Below are 17023 nucleotides of genomic sequence, written 5' to 3'. Positions count from 1 at the left end.
TCCCGCAGCAACACTGTGAGGTATGAGGAGAGTGAGCCGCCATGGCCAACGAGCCGGACACCACACCCATCCGTAGCCTGTACGCGCAGCGGTTCGCAGTCGACCTCGAGACCAATCGCAGGGAACAGGAGGCCGCCTCCGCCCAGATCGCCGAACTCGACGCCCGCCTACAGCAGTTGAGGGCTGACGAAAGCTGGCTCTGCGGCATGCAGGGCGCGCTGCCCCCGGCCTCGGAGGGAGCGGCGGCCGCGGCCGGCGCGGTAGTGGAAGCGGGAGCGGGAGCGGGAGCGGGCGACGGCCAGGTGCCGGCGCAGCCCGTACGGACGCCCGCGATCGTCACGGCCGCCCTGTCGGCGGCGGCCGCCGGAACGCCGGCGGCGGAGAGCGTGCCCCGGCCGCGGCGGGCCGGGAAGGCCACTGGCGGAGCGGCCGTCGCCAAGAAGGCGGCACGCCCCAGGAAGTCCGCCCCGGCCGCCCCGGCCACGACGGCGTCCGGAGCCTCGGGCACACCGGCCAAGACCGCGGCACGCAAGCCGGCAGCCGCGAAGGCCACCACCGCCACCGCGGCGAAGGCCGGCACGACGACCGGCACGGCGAAGGCCGCCACCACGAAGGCCGTCACCGCCAAGGCCACCCCCACCGCCACGCAGGGCGGCACGAAGGGCGGCCCGGCGAAGAAGGCCGCCCCGGCGCCGACGGCCACGACCGAGCCCCCGCTGCGCGAGCTCGTCCTGGCCCTCCTGGTCGGCGCCGCGGAACCCCGCATGGTCAGCGAGGTCACCACGGCGTTGGCGCAGACCCACCCCGGCCGCCCGGCCTCCACCCAGGTGGTGCGCAACACACTGGAGACCCTCGCGAAGAAGGGTGTCGTCGACAAGGAGAACAAGCAGGGCTCGGTCATGTACACCGCGCCCCGTCCCGCGGCGGGCGAGTCGGCGGCCGGCCCGGCGGCAAGCAACGTCACCGCTGACGACAAGGCGACGGCAGGGCCGACTGGCCCGCGCGGGTGACACCGGGAACAGCCACGGGGTCGGGCGTCGTTGTCCCTGCGTAGGTTTCTCCCCGCCGAAGGAGCGTGCCGTGGCCCTGTCCCGAACCGACCGTGAGCTCTTCCTCGCCGAGCCCCATGTGGCCGCGCTCGCCGTGAGCGCGGGCCCGGACGGTGACCGCGCACCGCTGACGGTCCCGATCTGGTACCAGTACGCTCCCGGCGGCGACCTCTGGATCATGACCGGCCGGGACTCCCGCAAGGCCGAACTGATCAGGGCGGCGGGCCGGTTCAGCCTGATGGTCGACCGTCTGGAACCGACGATCCGCTACGTGTCGGTCGAGGGCTCGGTGGTGTCGACCGAACCGGCGGTGCGCGAACAGCTGGTGGAGATCTCCTCGCGGTACCTGCCGGCGGAGAAGGTGAACGCCTACGTGGACTTCGCCTGGAAGGACCACGGCGAGCAGATCGTGTTCCACATGCGTCCGGAGCGGTGGCTGAGTTCGGACCTCGGCGAGGTCTGACCTCCTCCCCCGCCCCGCGGGTCGGGTGGTGGCCGGGCGCGGCATCGGTGCGGGCGGCGGCGACGGGGGCTTCATAGGGTTCGGCGATCCGGCGGAGCCGGGCACCCACGACGCGGCGGGCGCGCACCCCGCCAAGCGGCGCGAACTGCTCGGCGACGGCGGACTGGACGACTTCTTCGGCGTGGTCCGGATCCGGCCCGCTCTCGCGGTCGCCGCGACGCACTGCGCACGGATCCTGCGCGAACACAGCGGGGCGGAGGCCTCGCCCGTGGTGACCGTCTACGGGGAACTCGCGGGCGGCCGCTACCCCCACCCCGACGTGGGTCAGACCTTCCTGACCACGCCGGACTTGAGCTGCATGGCACCGAACCCGTCGATCGCACAGTCCGGGCCTGTCCTGCGAACGGGGTCAGAACGCGAAGACGGAGTTCCCGTTCAGGGTCGCGGACATGGCGCAGGAGTTGGAGAAGGTGTGCTTCCAGGCGATGCGGCTGCCCTGCCACACGCCGTCCGCGGTGACGGTGACCGGGTCGTAGTGCATGGGGCAGGCGCGGTCCGGGTCCGGGGCGGCGAGCAGGCCGTCGAACGCTCCGGCCGTGGCGTTCAGGGCCGCGCAGGCGGCCTGGGGGTCGGGGTGCGTCCCGCCGGCGGTCGGGGCGCAGCTGAGGGTGGAAGCCCGCACGACGGTGGCCGTGGCGTCGTCCCCCTGGGCGACGGTGAAGACCATGGCGGACGGGGCGTACAGGCTCGCGGGCCGGGCCTCGGCCAGGCCGGTGGCGCCGGCGAGACAGACGAGGGCGGCGGCGGAAACAGCGGCGGCGCGGTAACGCACGACGAGCTCACTTTCGATTCGCTGGTTGAACGCGATTCTTATTTTCGATTTCGCGTTCCGATGTCAGCAAGTCTGTCGGATCCGAAGGGGAGTTGCGTCCCCGCGATCGATTTACGGACACGGCGTCCGCATAACGGTAACCGAATGGTCGTTCGGCCAGCTCATGTGGGGTGCGACCGCTCCGTAGCCGGGTGCGAACAGGGGGTGATCGTCGCGCCGACGTGCCCGGTTGCGCCCGCTGACCTGCGGCCCGCCCCGCGCGGTTCACCGGACGGCCATCCAGCTTGACCGGATCTCTCCGTTCGGAGGGCGCGGGCGGATCGCGGCGTCACCGTGCGGGCGGGCGGCCGGCCCTCAGCCCGCCGGCTCTCCCAGCAGGGCCAATCCCACAGTCATGTCAGGGAGAACAACGGCCCGTCGACGGCCCGTTCCGATTCCCGTGCGACGGTTTCCTGTCGGCAGTGTTACGCGGCCGGCCGGCCGTCACCGGGCCGCAGAGCGGTGACCCGAGCGGTAGACGAGGAGGGCCACGTCGTCCTCGTGGTGGCCGTTGCCGAGCAGGGCGGTGCAGACGTGGTTGGCGGCGGCGTCGGGGGCCCGCCGCAGGGTGCCGGCGAGGGCGGCGGCCGCCCGGTCGATGCCGACGTCGACCACCTCGCCGCGGCGCTCGACCAGACCGTCCGTGTAGAGGAGCAGGGTGGAGCCGTCCGGGATCGCGGTGGTCGTCTCGGGCCGACGCGACGGCCCGGGCCCGGCCGCCGTCCTCGTCCAGCAGGTAGACGGCGCCGAAGGGCACGTCGTCGCGGTGCGCGGCGAGCACGCGCACCGCGGCGGCGCAGGCCTCCCCGGCGTCGGAGACCTGCGCGGACCGGGCCTCGCCGAGTTCGCGCAGCGTCTGCATCCGGCGCGTGCCGAGCACCTGCCCGGTGGTCTCGGTGACGACGGTGAACACCCCGCCGACGGCGCCGCCGGCGACGGGGATCGCGCTGTAGGCGAAGGTGAAGTAGACGGCCTCGTCGAACCCGTGGCGCCGCAGCGTCAGCCGGAGGTCCTCGTGGTGGGTGGACTCGCCCCGCGCCATGACGTTGCCGAGCATGCCGCCGACGACCGGCCAGGCATCGGCCCAGACCGTGGCGCAGGGTTGCCCCAGGGCGGGGTGCTTGGCGCCGAGGATCGGGACGAAGGCGTCGTTGTAGACCATCGCCAGGTCCGGTCCCCACATGACGAGCATGGGGAAGGGCGAGTTCAGACACACGCCCACGGCCGTGCGCAGCTCCGGACACCACGTGTCGACCGGCCCCAGGACGGTCGTGGACCACGGGGTGTGCGCCATCAGCCGGTTGAGCGCGCTGCCGGGATCCGCCGACAGCAGCTCCCGCGGGAACGGCGGCGGATCCTCGTGTCCTTGCCCGTCGGGCACCTCATCATCCACGGCGTGCGCCTCCCCTCGTGTACGCGCCCACGGCGTTCCGGTGCCCCGGCCCAGGTCACGGGGTCGGAGCGCGAGCCGAGTCGATAGGACCCGGCGCCCGCGGGCAAGCCGACGCGGACGGCGCCGACGGCCCTCCTGCCGCGTTGCGGCGCCCGGGCGGCCCGCTCAGGGCCTCGGGGCCGCCTCACGCGCCGCCTGGACGGTGGGGAACAGCCGCAGGACGTCCTCGACGCACACCAGCTGGAACAGGCGGGCCACCACGGGGGACGGGGCGGCGATCCGCAGGTCGACCCGCCGGTGCGTGATGAGCATCAGGCGCAGGAACGAGGAGTCGCTGAAGGTGATGCCGCCGGCGTCCAGGATCACCCCGGGGTTTTCGGCCACGGCGGCTTCGAGTTCGGCCGTCAGCGCGGCGATGGTGTCGGCGTCCAGGTCCCCGTGCGGGGCGACGACGGGTAGTGCGGGAGGGTCGGCGCTTGTCGGCATGGGCCGATTATGTCGAAGATCGGCCGCGGCGGCCGTGCGGTGCCGGAGCCGCGTCACGGCCGGCCCGGCAGCTCCTTGCGGACCATGAGTTCAAAAACACGGTCAGTGGATCGCCGGGGCCGAGGCGCTCGGGATGGCCGGGCGGCGGTCCCACCGGACGGGAGCCGGTGGGCGGCGACGGCACCGGGGGCCACATCCCTCCTGCGGCGACGATCCACTCCCCCAGGACTTTCAGACAGCGCGACATGGACGAGGACATCCGCGGAGCTTTCCGACCTGTCCATAGCCACACCAGAATTCCAGATCAACGCGATGATCGGGGTCGGATCCCACGCACCGGACGACGCTCCCCGGCCGAATGATTCCGGCCAATCGCGATACGTACGTGCCTTCCCCGATGCGTGGACAGGGCCGGTCTCCGACAGTGAGGCCGCAGGGACGCGAAAGCGTGTTCCCGCAACGTCACGGGGGAATCGATGCGCTACGAACTGCTGGGTCCTCTTCCCGTCTCGAACGGGTCGGCCCGACACGCCGGTGTCCGGTGTGGACGTGGGCGACTCGTTGCGGGCCGAACTCGCGCAGATCCGATTCTGACGGCCCGAGGTCATGAGTGACCTGCTGCTCAGCTGGTGGGACTGACGTTCCACGGCTCCCGGCGGGTGGCGCGGGAAGAATTCCCCGGCCGTGCGCGCTGAGGAGCGTATGACACGTGGACACGACATCACCATCGAGCAGGGCACCGAGCACGTGCGCGTCGTGAAGGACGGGGGGGTGCTGGCCGAGAGCCGGCGGCCCCTGGTGCTGCGCGAGACGGGCTGCCCCCCGCGGTACTACCTGCCGGCCGAGGACGTGCGGACCGACCTGCTGACCCCCTCCGACACCCGCACCCACTGTCCGTTCAAGGGGGACGCCGGCTACTGGTCCGTGCCCGGCGCCGCCGACCTCGTCTGGGCGTACGCGGACCCGAAGCCCGACGTCGCCGCCATCAAGGACCGCTTCTGCTTCTACGACACCGAGACCGTCTGAGCCGCCGGCCGGCCGACCCGCCGGACGGCCAACTGCTGTACCACCGGCCACCCGGAGCGGCTCGCGCGCTCCGGCGCCGCGGTTCGTCCGGATGGTGCAGCGTGCCCGCGCTCAGACGGGGCATACGGGTCGGACGACCAGTCCATCCCCGGAGGCCCGCCTTGCTGTCCCGTGTGTCCGCTCTGATCGCCGTCCGCCTCCACGACGCGGCCGGGGGCGAGGTGCCGCTCCTCGGCCGGTTCTCCTATGACAGCGCCGACCCGTACGCCGTACGGGCACAGTTCTTCGCCGGGGACACGGTCCTGCCGCACTGGTACTTCGAGCGCCAGATGATGGCGGACGGCCTCCGCGGTCCGGTGGGTGACGGTGACGTCACCTTCCGGCCGCAGCGGACGGCCGGCGGCGAGGAGCTCCGGATCGGCCTGCGGGATCCTGCCAGCGGGCCCGGGGTGGTCCTGCTCGTCAACGCGCGGGCCGTCACCGGGTTCCTCGACGAGACGTACGCCGTCACCGCACCGGGCTCCGAGACCTTCGACGCGGACGGCTTCCTCGAGGACCTCCTGACGCGCTGAACCCCCGGCCCCCGACGGCTGCCTGCCGTCCCTGCAAGGCCCGGGAATCCACCAGGCTTTGAGGCGGTGGAAGTTCATCGCCCGACTTGCTGTTGGAACGGGTGCACTGCTTCGGAGCGTTGCCAGGTGAGAAACACGGGTCCGGGCCCGTGGGGTATCGGTACCCACCGCGTAGAGCCCCTGCTCGTAGGCGTTCACACCGGCTACGGCGGTTCAGGCATAGCGACTGAAAAGGGATTCAATGTATCCCTCCAGCCTTTGAGTCAGGACACTGGCCGTCAGATCGGCGCGGCCCAGTTCACGCCAGGGAACAGCGACCTTCTCCGCGTCCGGAGCGAAACCCAGCGCGTCCAGCAGCCGCCAGTAGAGATGGGCGGTGCCGTCTTCGGCCAAGGTTCCTCCCGCGGCGACGTAGCGATCGGCGAAGCGCATGCCCGCGGGAACCCCGTGCAGCAGGGCGAGAGCCGTCGAGCAATGAGCCACGTCCAGGTCGGCCGGCCCCCAAGAGGTCTCCACCCAGTCGACGACCCCACTGATCTGAGGATCATCGTTGGTGCCTGCGAAGAGGACGTTGCCGGGATGGAAGTCCCGGTGCAGGAAGCACCCCTGCCAGGCCGGGGGCTCGCGGCGGATGACGTCGACAGCCCGCTGCCAGAGCTCAGGCCGTTCGGTGGCTGCGGACGGAGTCACTCGCTCGGTAGAGGCCCAGGCCTGGTAGGTGCGAGGCCGTTGCTGCGTGGTCACCGGCAGCCGATGGATACGCACCAGTTGCCGGGCCAGCAGTTCAGCGCGGTCATCAGCACCCTGATCGTCCAGGCGCACGGTTCCCGGCAGCTGGGACATCAACAAGGAGGGATAGTCGCAGTACTGCGCCGTCGCATCCACCGCCACGAGCGTGGCCGCGGGCACGTCCGTGTCACCGAGCAGGCGCAGGATGGCCGCCTCACGGGTCAACAGGCCCTCCGCGTGCCGAACGAAGAAGGGCTTGACGAAGGACCGCAGGACGAGTGAGCGCCGACCAGCCGGACCGGAGAGGCCCAGGCGGCGCATTTCCGACGTCCAGCCGCCGCGCAGCCGCTCAACCTTTTCGATGCGCTCCGCCGCGGACAGCTCCTTCTCCACCCAGGAGCGCGTGGCACCCCAACCCTGACTATCGAGATCCACGCCGACGTCCTCGGTCCCCTCACCCATGGAGGCAGACTATCCGTCTCCCAGCGAACGCATTCCGTGAACCGAGTTCGCCAACAGTGTCAAACCGGGGCCGGGGATCGGGGGTCGGGGTCGGAACGGCCGCCGCAGCCTAGATGATCGATTCCAAGGGATCGGCTGCACGTATGAGGCTGGGGAGCCCAACGTCATTGTGTGAAGACAGAGTTGAACTCCCTCGCGACCGCATTTCACGTGAAGACCGACGACCTTATGAAGGCGTCGCCGCAACGTGCACCCTGGCGTCCGGCCGTCGGGATTGCTCCGCGGCTGACCGATGCCGAGCTGGTCACGCTCGCGATGACGCAGGCCATGCTCGGCGTCACCTCCGTGTGGAGCGATGACGTGTGGATAGCGGACTCCCCACCCGTGGAGTGCGGCCGCTGCCGGGAGACCGTCGAGTCGCTCGTTTGGATGCTCATGCCACCCATCGTCACGCGCCGCCAGACAGACTTCATCATCCTGCGCGACGGACTCAGACGGCCGGGTGGAGGGAGAGCGGGACGGTGGCATCCCCCGCGTGGGGGAGGCCACCGTCATCCTCCGAGGCCATGGCCTCCGCGAAGCCTGCCGCGCTTCTCCGGCACGCGCTCAGCCAGCGGCGGTTGGGTTCCACGACAAACATGCTGGATTCATAGACAAGGGACAGACCCCCTGGAATCGATCATCTAGTCCGGGGGCTCTTGGGCCTTGGTCCGTCCGGAACCGTCTCCCGCGCCCTTGTCCGCCTTCTGCTCCTCGTCGGCGCCTTCAGCGTCGTTGGCGTCGTCGGGTCGGGGGGCATCACCACCGGCGCCCGGAAGGTCGGGGGCACCCGGTCCGACCGGGGGCAGGTCCGGGGTGACGGGATTGCGTTTCTCCGGTACGGGCGCCGGAAGCTCCGGCTCCGAAGCGTCGGACATCGGGTTTCTCCTCGCTCGATTCGTACGGTTGTGCTGGCCTGCGTCTGCCCAGCTCCGCGTCGTGGAACCCTGCAGCTCACCGGTGGGCCGGCTCGGGCCCGGAGCCCTCCCAGAGCGCCCGGGCCATGTCCCGCAGCACGCCGCGCTGCCGGAGGCCGTACCAGGTCAGCCATACGAGGAAGACCGGCGCGAGCACGGCGAACCCGACGGTCGTTCGCACGTCGGAGGACACGCCGATCAGGACCGTGACGGAACCGAACAGCACGACCACCTGCACGTCTCGGGACCGGCTGTTCGCCGGTTTCAGCCTGTGAGCGGGTGTGCGTGCCCCGCCGCGTCGAGGGTTTCGGTCAGGATGCGCACCGCTTTCGGGCCGACTCCGTGCATCGCCCGCAGTTCGGCCCCGGTCAGTCCGGCGACCTGCGCGAGCGTGGTGATGCCGACTCCGGCAAGCGCCCGTGTGGCGGGTCCCCCGATGGCCCTGGGCAGGTCGCCGACCTCGCCGGCGGCCACGGCGTCCCCGGCCTCGGCCCGGGCGGCGAGGCGCTTCGGTGCGCGGGCGAGCCAGGCACGGCGCACCCAGTGGTTGAGTCGCTGGCCGTCGATGTCGGCCAGCGGTACGCGTACGCCGATCACCGCCGCGCCCCGCGTCAGGCGATCAGCGGTCGGATGCGCCCCCAGGACCTCGTCCCCCTCCGCCGCGGGGAGGCGGAGCCGTACGCGGCCGGCGTCGTCCGCCGCCGCGAACCAGGTGTCCCGCACCGTGAAGGAGACGAGGCCGGAGGAGGTGGCGTGCTCGCCCGTGTCGGGGAGGGAGAGCGCGGTCCTGCGGAGCTGGGCGAGGGTGGTCATACGCCACTCTGACATGCCGGCCGGGGTCCGCGTCCGACGTTCCGCGCCCGTGTGCCGCCTCCCCCGTACGGGGGCGACCCTCGCCCCCGGCCCCGCCTCCGTCAGACCGTGATCACCGTCTTGCCCAGGAGCGTCCGGGACTCGATCGCCCGGTGGGCCGCGGCCGCCTGGTCCAGCGGGAACGTACCGCCGATCACCGGGCGGAGGTCGCCCGCGGCCGCCGACCGGAGGACCCCGGCCGCGAAACCGGCGTGCTGGGGGACGGTCATCTGGACGTCTCCGATGCCGAGCAGGCGCACTCCCCTGGCCGCCGCGTCCGCCGGGTCGACCGGGGCGAAGCCGCCCGTCGGGGCTCCGTGCGCCGAGAAGCGGCCGCCGTCCGCGACGAGGGCGTACGCGGCCAGGCCGATCTCGCCGCCCACCCCGTCCAGTACGACGTCCGCTCCCCCGCCGCCGAGCGCCTCGCGGGCCTGCCGGGCCCAGTCGGGAGCGGCCCCGTCGATGACGGCGTCCGCGCCCAGCTCCCGTACCAGTGCGGTCTTGCGCTCGCCCCGAGCCACGCCCACGACCCGCGCGCCCGCGGCCTTGGCCAGCTGGACCAGTACGGTGCCCATGCCGCCCGACGCACCCACGACCAGCACCTGCTCCCCGGGCTTGAGGGCCGTGGTGTCCAGCAGCTTCGTCGCCGTCACGCCGTCGTGCACCAGGGCTGCCGCGTCCGTGAGGGAAACCCCGTCCGGCACCGCGGCCAGGGCCTCGACCGGGGCCACCGCCAGCTCCGCGTAACCGCCGGTGGAGCCGATCGAGGCGACGACCCGGCGCCCGGTCCACCCCGGGTCCACGCCCTCGCCGGTGGCGCGGACGGTACCGGCGATGCCGCCGCCCGGCACGTACGGCGGGGTGATCGGGAAGAACTCCTGGCCCCACCCGCTGCGCACCTGGGTCTCCACGAAGATCGTGTCGACTGCCGCCACGGCGACCAGCACCTGGCCCGGGCCCGCCACCGGGTCCGGAACCTCCACCGGAACCAGTACCTCCGGGCCGCCGAACTCCCTCGCCTGTGTCGCACGCATAGCGCTTGTCCCTCCGCCCGGGCCTCCGGTCTCTCCGATGCCCGTGCCACGAGTCTCCAACGTCAAGCGCGGTTGAGGTCAAGCGGGCGCGCGACCGACCCTCCGCCCGCCTGTGAAGCCGGAGCCGCGGCAGAAGCAGGAGCCGGAGTAGGAACCGGGGACTTCCTTAACGGGACGTTAGATCTCCGTGCCCGGCCTTGTCCGGGTCCGGAGGCGATCCGATGCTCTGGTAGCCGCCCCGCCGCTGACGAGTCGCCGGGCGCCTCCTCCCGCCCCACCGTCCGCCCCACCGTCCGCCTGCCTGTCTGGAGCCGCCATGCCCCCGTCCACCGTCAAGCCCGCCCCGTCGTCCGCGGAGGAGCGCAAGAAGCGCCGCCTGGCACTGATCGGCGGGTCCCTCGGCAACCTCGTCGAGTGGTACGACTGGTTCGTCTACGCCAGCTTCGCGATCTACTTCGCCGATTCCTTCTTCCCCGGCGACAATCCGACCACGCAGCTGATGAACACCGCGGGCATCTTCGCCGTCGGCTTCCTCATGCGTCCCGTGGGCGGGTGGATCCTCGGCCGCGCCGCCGACCGGAACGGCCGAAAGAGCGCGCTGACGCTCACCGTCACCATGATGTCGGTGGCCGCCCTGCTGATCGCCGTGGCCCCGACCTACGGCCAGGCCGGGTACTTCGGCGCTCTCGTGCTGCTGCTCGCGCGCCTGCTCCAGGGCCTGAGCATCGGCGGCGAGTACGCGGCCAGCGCCACGTACCTCACCGAGGCGTCGGCCCGCGACCGGCGCGGGCTCGGCTCGTCGTTCCAGTACGTGTCGATGACCTGCGGCCAGCTGCTCGGGCTCGGGATCCTGATCACGATGCAGCACACGCTCACCACGGACCAGCTGGAGAGCTGGGGTTGGCGGATCCCGTTCCTCCTGGGGGCGCTGTTCGCGGTGGTCGTCTTCTGGCTGCGGCGCAGGCTCCAGGAGACCGACGCCTTCCAGGAGGAGGCGTCGGCCGACGCCCACGACACCACCGCGCGAGGCTCGTTGAAGGCCTTGTGGGAGTACCGGCGGCAGGCCGGCCTGGTCATGGCACTGACCCTCGGCGGCACCGTGGCCTACTACACCTACACCACCTACCTCACCAAGTACCTCGTCGGCAGCGCGGGCATGGAGAAGACGACCGCCACCCTGGTCAGCTTCACCGCGCTGACGCTCTTCGCCGTCCTCCAGCCGTTCGCGGGGATGCTGTCGGACCGCGTCGGCCGGCGCCCGCTGCTCATCACCTTCGCGGTGGGTTGCACCATCGGTACGTACCCGATCATGACCGCCCTCGGATCGGCGTCCTCGTACTGGTCAGCCCTGGGCCTGTCCCTGCTGGCCCTGGTGATCGTCACCGGGTACACGTCGATCAACGCGGCGGTCAAGGCGGAGCTCTTCCCGACCCGGGTGCGCGCCCTCGGGGTGGCGCTGCCGTACGCGATCGCCAACGCGCTCTTCGGCGGCACGGCGGAGTACGTGGCGCTCTGGTTCAAGAGCAGCGGCCGCGAGTCGATGTTCTTCTGGTACGTCTCCGGGTGCGCGCTGGTGTCCCTCGTGACCTACGTCCTGATGCCGGACACCCGCAACGTCGCGCTCAGCCGCGCCGAGGCCGCGGACCGGAACGCGGGCCAAGCCTCGGACGGAACCGGGGCCGACGCCGGGCGCTCCGACGGCGGACCCGCCGAGGACCGTCCGGCGGCGGCCCCCGCCGAGCCCGCCCGCTGACCGGCCCCGATGACCCGGGGCGGCGGCTCCCCTAAGCTGCTGCCCCGGGATCACGGGTCAGAGGTCCATGGGTCCCCGGGTCCGCACGTCCACAAGTCCACAGGTCCACAGGTCCACAGGTCACGAGCCGGGCGTCACGAGGAACTGTCTATGCACGCGCTTCTCGTCGAGGACGACGACCGCATGGCCCAGGCCCTCGGCACGGCGCTCGCCCAGCGCGGACACACCGTCCGCCGGGTCGGCCGCGCCCTGGACGCCCTGCGCCACGCCCACGAGGCCGAATTCGTCCTGCTCGACCTGGGCCTGCCCGACCTGGACGGCCTTCAGCTGCTCCGCCTCCTGCGTACGGTCTGCGACGCGCCCCTCATCGTGGTGACCGCCCGCTGCGAGGAGCGCGACATCGTGCAGGGCCTGCGGGCGGGAGCCGACGACTACGTCGTCAAGCCGTTCCGGATGGCCGAACTGATCGCCCGCATCGACACCGTGCGCCGCCGGACGGACGCGCGCGCACCGCGCTCCGGGGACGGGCCGGCGGACGGGGAGGGCCGGGCGGTGCGCGCCGGCGACGTCGAAGTCGACCTGGCCGGGCGGACGGTCACGGTGGCCGGTGTATGCGTCCGGTTGACCCGCCGCGAGTTCGACGTACTGGCGCATCTGGCCGCCCGCCCGGACGAGGTCCACTCCCGCGCGGAGATCCTGGACCGGATCTGGGGCGACGCCTTCCTCGCCGCCTCCCGCTCGCTGGACGTCCACGTGGCGGGCATCCGGGCCAAGACCGGCCGCTCCGGGCTGGTGCGCACGGTCCGCGGGTTCGGCTACCAGCTCGGCTGCCCGTCCGCCCCCGACGAGCAGGACGAGCGCAGCGGGCGGGACGAGCGCAGCGGGCGGAGCGGGCAGTGAGGCGCAGGCTCCTTGCCGTGCTGACGGTCCTCATGGGCGTCGCGGCGCTGCTCCTCTGCGTCCCCCTGGCCGACGCCTACGCGCGGGGACGCACCGAACACCTGCTCCTGCAGCGGCGTTCGGAAGCCGCGCGGTTCGCGGACCTGGCCGACCGGGTCCGGACCGACGCCGACCGTGCGGAGCTGTCCGCCGAGATCAGCCGGTACGCACAGCTGTACGGAGCCGGCGTGGTCGTGGTCGACACCCAGGGGGCGACGGTGGCCCGGGCCGGAAGCGGGGACGCCCCGGTCGCCTCGTCCGCGGTGTCGGACGCCCGTAGCCGGGCCCTCACCGGCCGCTCGACCGACCAGCTGCCCGTCATCCGTCCCTGGGGGCCGGAGACCGCCGTGCTCGCCGAGCCGGTGGGCCGGGACGAGCGCGTCAGCGGGGCGGTCCTGATGACCGTCCGCACCGACGCCGCACGCCGGGACGTGGCGGTGCGCTGGGCGTTCATCGCCGTGGCGGCGGTGGCGGCCTTCGCGGCGGCGGCCCTGGTGGCGGCCGGGATCTCGCGGTGGCTTATGCGCCCGGTCCTCGACCTGGACCGGGCGGTGGAGGGGCTCACCGCCGGCAGCCTCGGCGCGCGGGCCGCCTCCGACACGGGACCGCCGGAACTGCGCCGTCTGCGCCGGCACTTCAACACCATGGCGGAGGCCGTGACCGCCTCCATCGGGCGCCAGCGCGACTTCGTGGCGGACGCTTCCCACCAGCTGCGCAATCCGCTGGCCACGCTCGTGCTTCAGCTGGAGAACATCGAGCCGCACCTCGCGCCCGGCACCGGCCGGACCGAGCACTCCCGCGCGCTGGACGAGGCGGAACGGCTGGAGGAGCTGCTCGACGGTCTGCTGGCCCTCGCCCGGGTGGAGTCGGGCACGGTGGAGCCGGACGAGCAGGACGTGGCCCGGGCCGTCCGGGAACGGGTGGCCGCCTGGACCCCGGTCTTCCGTGACGCCGGGCTGGCGCTGACGCTCTCGTGCCCTCCGGCGGGCCTCAGGGCCCGGGCCCTGCCCGACGCGGCCGGCCGGATCCTGGACGCGCTCCTCGACAACGCCGTCAAGTTCGTGCCGCGCGGCGGCCGCGTGTCGGTGTGCGCGGCGCACGGCACGGACGGGGACGCGGTGGTCCGGGTGTCCGACGACGGACCCGGGGTTGCGGAAGACCAACTGGACCTGCTGGTAAGGCGTTTCGCCCGCGCCCCGGAGCATCAGAACGTCCGCGGCAGCGGGCTGGGGCTGGCCATCGCGGACGAGATCGCCCGCGCCGGCGGCGGCCGGCTCGATGTCGGCGGCAACGCGCCGCGCGGCCTGGCCGTGGAGTTCCGGCTCCGGCCCCCGTGAACCGGCCCCTCCCCCCGACCGGACTCGTGCCGCAACCGCTCAGCCGTACACGGACCGGTAGTAGGCGACCGCGCCCGGGTGGAGCGGGACTCCCCCGGTCGAGATGGCGAAGCGGGGCTCCAGCCTGGCTCCCGCGGTCACCTCCCGCAGCAGGTCGCGCCACCGGCCGAACAGCACCCGCAGCAGGTCGCGTACCGCGCCGTCCGGTACGTCCGCGCGGGCCAGGAGGTAGTTGCCGACGCCGATGGTCCCCACCGGTTCGGTCAGCCCGTACGCCCCGGCCGGAAGCGTGACCACCGAGTACACGGGGCCGTACCGCTCCCGCAGCGCGCCCACGTAGCCGTCCAGCGGCAGCATCCGCACCGGAAGCCAGCGCGCCAGCTCCGACAGGGCCGGCGTGGGCACGCCGCCGGACCAGAACAGCGCGTCGGCCGAACCCTCGCGCAGCGCGTCCACCGAGGCGTCGAGGCCCAGGTGCAGTTCGCGGACCGGCAAGCGGCCGTCTCCCGGGCCGGCCGCGCGCAGCACCCGGCCCGCCACCACCTGCACCCCCGACCCCTCGGCCCCCGAGGCGACCGTGCGGCCCGCGAGGTCCGCCACCGCCCGTACGGGCCCCCGCGCCGGAACGACGAGGTGCGTGTGGTTCACGTAGACCCGGGCCAGCGCGGTCACCTCCGCGGGCCGGGAGAAGGGCTCGCGTCCCACCACCGCACCCTCGGCCACGTCCGCCATGGCAAGGGCCAGGTCCACTGAGCCGTCGCCCAGCTTCCGCAGGTTGTCTACGCTCGCCGCCGTGCCGACCGCGGTGATCTCCAGCGGACCGCCGCCCGCCGTCACGGCCTCGGCGAGGGCCCTGCCGAACGCGTTGTACGGACCGCCCTCCGGCCCGGTCGCGAGGCGCAGCCCCCGCTGGGGGCCGGGTCGGCCCGCACACCCGGACAGCGCCGCGGTGACGGCGCCGAGTCCGGCGCCCACCGCCCGTCGGCGGTTCCACTGCGCGCTGGTCACGGCGGAAGCCTAACCACTGCGCCGGACCGGCGGGGGCGCACGGACACACGGGTGTACAACACACGGGCGTACGGGCACGCGGGCGTACGGAGGCCCGGCACCCGTGGGTGCGCACCCACGGGTGCCGGGCGCGCAAGACTTCCGGGACTGTTCACCCCCGCGTGGCCCGCACCCTCCCGGGCCGGTCGGGTGCTGCCGGTCGAATGGCGTCGGGGCAGAGGTCTGGACCATGCCGGACTCGCCAATTCCGTGTCTCATTCGACCCGTTGCCCCAGTCTCGGGTCAATGGTCTATACCTTTGGCATTAGGGTGGGCCATCTGAAACGGGCACATACACAGCCGTGGGGGGCTTTATGACCGTGCATCACCTTCCGCAACCGCCATCCGACGAGGAGCTCTACTGGTATTTCGGCCCGCAGCGCCGCTGGGTCCTGGTCAGTACCTCGCTCGCCTTCGTGTTCACCGCGGCGACCATGTTCACCTTCGCGCTGCGGACCCCGGCCCTGTGGGCCTTCCTCGCCGTCCTCGGACTGAACGTCGTCGCCCTCGCGCTCTCCTCCGTCAACAGCCTGCGCCAGCGCCGGCTGACCCGGCAGTCGCACGAGGTGCTCGTCCACGCCTGGCGGCCCGCCGACCTCCCGTCCGTCGACCTGTACCTGCCCACCTGCGGCGAACCCCTCCCCGTACTGGCCAACGCCTACCGCGCGGTCGCGGCCGTCGACTGGCCCGGCGCGCTCACCGTCTGGATCCTGGACGACGCCGACCGCCCCGAAGTCGCCGCGCTGGCCGCCTCGTACGGCTACGCGTACGTCGTGCGACCCGACCGGGGGCACCTGAAGAAGGCCGGCAACCTCAACCACGCGCTCGCCCTCAGCAGCGCCGAGTTCATCGCCATCCTGGACGCGGACTTCGCGCCGCGGCCGGACTTCCTGCGCCACCTCGTGCCCTACCTGGCCGACCCCGGCGTCGGCATCGTGCAGAGCCCGCAGTGCTTCGACACCGACGAGACGATGGACTGGATCCAGCGGGCGGCCGGTTGTGCCCAGGAGTGGTTCTTCCGCTGGATCCAGCCGTCCCGGGACGCGAGCGACGCCGCCATCTGCTGCGGCAGCAACGCCGTCTACCGGCGCAGCGCGATCGACCTGGCCGGCGGCTTCGCCCGGCTCGACCACAGCGAGGACCTGTACACCGGACTCGCCCTTTACGAGCAGGGGTTTCGCACCCTGTACGTACCAGTGCTGGTGGCCAAGGGCACCTCCCCCGACGAGCTCACCTCCTTCGTCAACCAGCAGTACCGGTGGGCGATGGGCAACCTCCACCTCCTCGGCACGCCCGTCCTCAAGCGGATGCGCGCGCCCTGGCGGATGCGGCTGTGCTTCTACGAGGGCATCGTCGGATACCTGACCACGGCGGTGAACACCTTCGCCGCGCCGCTGCCGCCGCTGGTGATGATGTTCTGGTACCCCGACCACATCCGCCCCTGGCACGTGCTGCCGCTGCTGGCCCCGCTGTGGCTCTGGCACGTGCTGCTGCCCCGGATCAGCCGTACCCGCTGGCGCGTGGAGGTCATCCGGGCGAACGTCCTGACGAGCGTGGCCGCCGCGACCGCGTTCCTCCACACCCTGCGCGGCCGCAGCGCCGCCTGGGTGCCCACCGGCGCACGCGGTGCGACGGCTTCGGGCGGGATGGCCCGCCGGGTGGTCGCCGTCTCCCTGGTCTGGCTCGTCCTGTCCAACGGCGCGGCCGCCGCGGGCCTCGCGCTGGCCGTGGTCCGCAACGGCTGGGAACCCAACTGGGGCCTTCTCCTCTACCTCCTGGTGCAGTGCCAGATCAACGTCCCGCTGATCCGGGACCTGACGGCCGAACTGCGCCCCGCGGCCCGGTCCCGCCGCGCGGCGGCCCTCTCGGCCCGGCACCCGGACGCCGAACCCCTGCGCGCCCGCGTACGGGCCTCCCTGCTCTCCCGGACCGGCATGCTCCCCCGCCGCTGGCCCGAGACCCTCGCCGCTTCGGCGGTCCTCCTGCTCACCGGCCTGCTGGCATCCGGGTGGGTCAACCCGATGCTCCCCTGGCTGAGTTGAAAGGCGTCACCA

19 protein-coding genes and 1 pseudogene are annotated in these 17023 nt (G+C 72.6%); 9 read left to right on the top strand and 11 right to left on the bottom strand.

The genetic code is table 11. The annotated features are described in order from the left end of the window. The first annotated feature begins 41 nt into the window (after positions 1-41). Entirely contained in the window at positions 42-1010 is a 969-nt protein-coding gene (locus ACFWTC_RS24885) for a hypothetical protein (protein ID WP_384074581.1), read from the top strand. Between the two features lie 70 nt (positions 1011-1080). Then, on the top strand, positions 1081-1512 hold the full coding sequence (locus ACFWTC_RS24880) for a pyridoxamine 5'-phosphate oxidase family protein (RefSeq protein ID WP_383930742.1): 432 nt from the start codon (positions 1081-1083) through the stop codon (positions 1510-1512). Between the two features lie 409 nt (positions 1513-1921). Here ACFWTC_RS24880 and ACFWTC_RS24875 read toward each other — a convergent pair whose 3' ends face one another. The 4 genes from ACFWTC_RS24875 to ACFWTC_RS24860 form a co-directional block, all read right to left on the bottom strand. Then, positions 1922-2344 (bottom strand): subtilase-type protease inhibitor, encoded by a 423-nt coding sequence (locus tag ACFWTC_RS24875; protein WP_383930745.1) that lies wholly within the window; start codon positions 2342-2344, stop codon positions 1922-1924. A gap of 483 nt (positions 2345-2827) precedes the next feature. Further along, positions 2828-3040: a SpoIIE family protein phosphatase gene (locus ACFWTC_RS24870; protein ID WP_384074633.1), complete on the bottom strand. Its 213-nt coding sequence runs from the start codon at positions 3038-3040 to the stop codon at positions 2828-2830. 901 nt (positions 3041-3941) lie between these two features. Next, positions 3942-4262 (bottom strand): STAS domain-containing protein, encoded by a 321-nt coding sequence (locus ACFWTC_RS24865; protein ID WP_383931972.1) that lies wholly within the window; start codon positions 4260-4262, stop codon positions 3942-3944. 7 nt (positions 4263-4269) lie between these two features. After that, positions 4270-4509: a DUF6059 family protein gene (locus ACFWTC_RS24860; protein WP_384074630.1), complete on the bottom strand. Its 240-nt coding sequence runs from the start codon at positions 4507-4509 to the stop codon at positions 4270-4272. Positions 4510-4964: 455 nt separating this feature from the next. On the opposite strand from ACFWTC_RS24860, the gene ACFWTC_RS24855 reads away from it, so the two are divergent. Both ACFWTC_RS24855 and ACFWTC_RS24850 read left to right on the top strand, forming a co-directional pair. Next, the gene (locus tag ACFWTC_RS24855; RefSeq protein ID WP_384074578.1) at positions 4965-5288 is read left to right on the top strand and encodes a DUF427 domain-containing protein; all 324 of its coding nucleotides are present in this window, start codon (positions 4965-4967) and stop codon (positions 5286-5288) included. A 173-nt stretch (positions 5289-5461) separates the two neighbouring features. Then, positions 5462-5860 carry an SsgA family sporulation/cell division regulator gene (locus ACFWTC_RS24850; RefSeq protein WP_383931978.1) on the top strand — a complete coding sequence of 133 codons (399 nt, stop codon included), beginning with the start codon at positions 5462-5464 and terminating at the stop codon, positions 5858-5860. Between the two features lie 213 nt (positions 5861-6073). On the opposite strand, the gene ACFWTC_RS24845 is transcribed toward ACFWTC_RS24850, so the two are convergent. Next, positions 6074-7051 (bottom strand): phosphotransferase family protein, encoded by a 978-nt coding sequence (locus ACFWTC_RS24845; RefSeq protein WP_384074576.1) that lies wholly within the window; start codon positions 7049-7051, stop codon positions 6074-6076. A 171-nt stretch (positions 7052-7222) separates the two neighbouring features. On the opposite strand from ACFWTC_RS24845, the pseudogene ACFWTC_RS24840 reads away from it, so the two are divergent. After that, a pseudogene (locus ACFWTC_RS24840) lies at positions 7223-7468 on the top strand (IS982 family transposase); the annotation flags it as partial. 73 nt (positions 7469-7541) lie between these two features. Here ACFWTC_RS24840 and ACFWTC_RS24835 read toward each other — a convergent pair. The 5 genes from ACFWTC_RS24835 to ACFWTC_RS24815 form a co-directional block, all read right to left on the bottom strand. Then, entirely contained in the window at positions 7542-7682 is a 141-nt protein-coding gene (locus tag ACFWTC_RS24835) for a hypothetical protein (protein ID WP_383932001.1), read from the bottom strand. Between the two features lie 52 nt (positions 7683-7734). Next, positions 7735-7968 carry a hypothetical protein gene (locus tag ACFWTC_RS24830; protein WP_384074573.1) on the bottom strand — a complete coding sequence of 78 codons (234 nt, stop codon included), beginning with the start codon at positions 7966-7968 and terminating at the stop codon, positions 7735-7737. Between the two features lie 76 nt (positions 7969-8044). Beyond that, entirely contained in the window at positions 8045-8233 is a 189-nt protein-coding gene (locus ACFWTC_RS24825) for a hypothetical protein (RefSeq protein ID WP_384074570.1), read from the bottom strand. 38 nt (positions 8234-8271) lie between these two features. Next, on the bottom strand, positions 8272-8835 hold the full coding sequence (locus ACFWTC_RS24820) for a hypothetical protein (protein WP_384074567.1): 564 nt from the start codon (positions 8833-8835) through the stop codon (positions 8272-8274). A gap of 86 nt (positions 8836-8921) precedes the next feature. Continuing rightward, positions 8922-9893: a zinc-binding dehydrogenase gene (locus ACFWTC_RS24815; RefSeq protein ID WP_384074565.1), complete on the bottom strand. Its 972-nt coding sequence runs from the start codon at positions 9891-9893 to the stop codon at positions 8922-8924. Between the two features lie 316 nt (positions 9894-10209). On the opposite strand from ACFWTC_RS24815, the gene ACFWTC_RS24810 reads away from it, so the two are divergent. The 3 genes from ACFWTC_RS24810 (at position 10210) to ACFWTC_RS24800 (ending at position 13922) form a co-directional block, all read left to right on the top strand. Next, positions 10210-11646 carry an MFS transporter gene (locus ACFWTC_RS24810; RefSeq protein WP_383931989.1) on the top strand — a complete coding sequence of 479 codons (1437 nt, stop codon included), beginning with the start codon at positions 10210-10212 and terminating at the stop codon, positions 11644-11646. A gap of 150 nt (positions 11647-11796) precedes the next feature. Then, positions 11797-12546 carry a response regulator transcription factor gene (locus ACFWTC_RS24805; protein WP_383931991.1) on the top strand — a complete coding sequence of 250 codons (750 nt, stop codon included), beginning with the start codon at positions 11797-11799 and terminating at the stop codon, positions 12544-12546. Further along, the gene (locus ACFWTC_RS24800) at positions 12543-13922 is read left to right on the top strand and encodes an ATP-binding protein (protein ID WP_383931993.1); all 1380 of its coding nucleotides are present in this window, start codon (positions 12543-12545) and stop codon (positions 13920-13922) included. The genes ACFWTC_RS24805 and ACFWTC_RS24800 overlap by 4 nt, the downstream gene beginning before the upstream one ends. A gap of 39 nt (positions 13923-13961) precedes the next feature. On the opposite strand, the gene ACFWTC_RS24795 is transcribed toward ACFWTC_RS24800, so the two are convergent. Beyond that, entirely contained in the window at positions 13962-14930 is a 969-nt protein-coding gene (locus tag ACFWTC_RS24795; RefSeq protein ID WP_383931995.1) for a TAXI family TRAP transporter solute-binding subunit, read from the bottom strand. Between the two features lie 353 nt (positions 14931-15283). Between ACFWTC_RS24795 and ACFWTC_RS24790 the strand changes: the two genes are divergently transcribed. Further along, the gene (locus tag ACFWTC_RS24790; RefSeq protein WP_384074562.1) at positions 15284-17011 is read left to right on the top strand and encodes a glycosyltransferase family 2 protein; all 1728 of its coding nucleotides are present in this window, start codon (positions 15284-15286) and stop codon (positions 17009-17011) included. The last annotated feature ends 12 nt before the right edge of the window (positions 17012-17023 follow it).

This window comes from Streptomyces sp. NPDC058619, assembly GCF_042717785.1.
Lineage (GTDB): Bacteria > Actinomycetota > Actinomycetes > Streptomycetales > Streptomycetaceae > Streptomyces.
The sequence above is the reverse complement of the archived record's forward strand: the minus strand, read 5'-3'. Positions and strand labels throughout refer to the sequence as shown.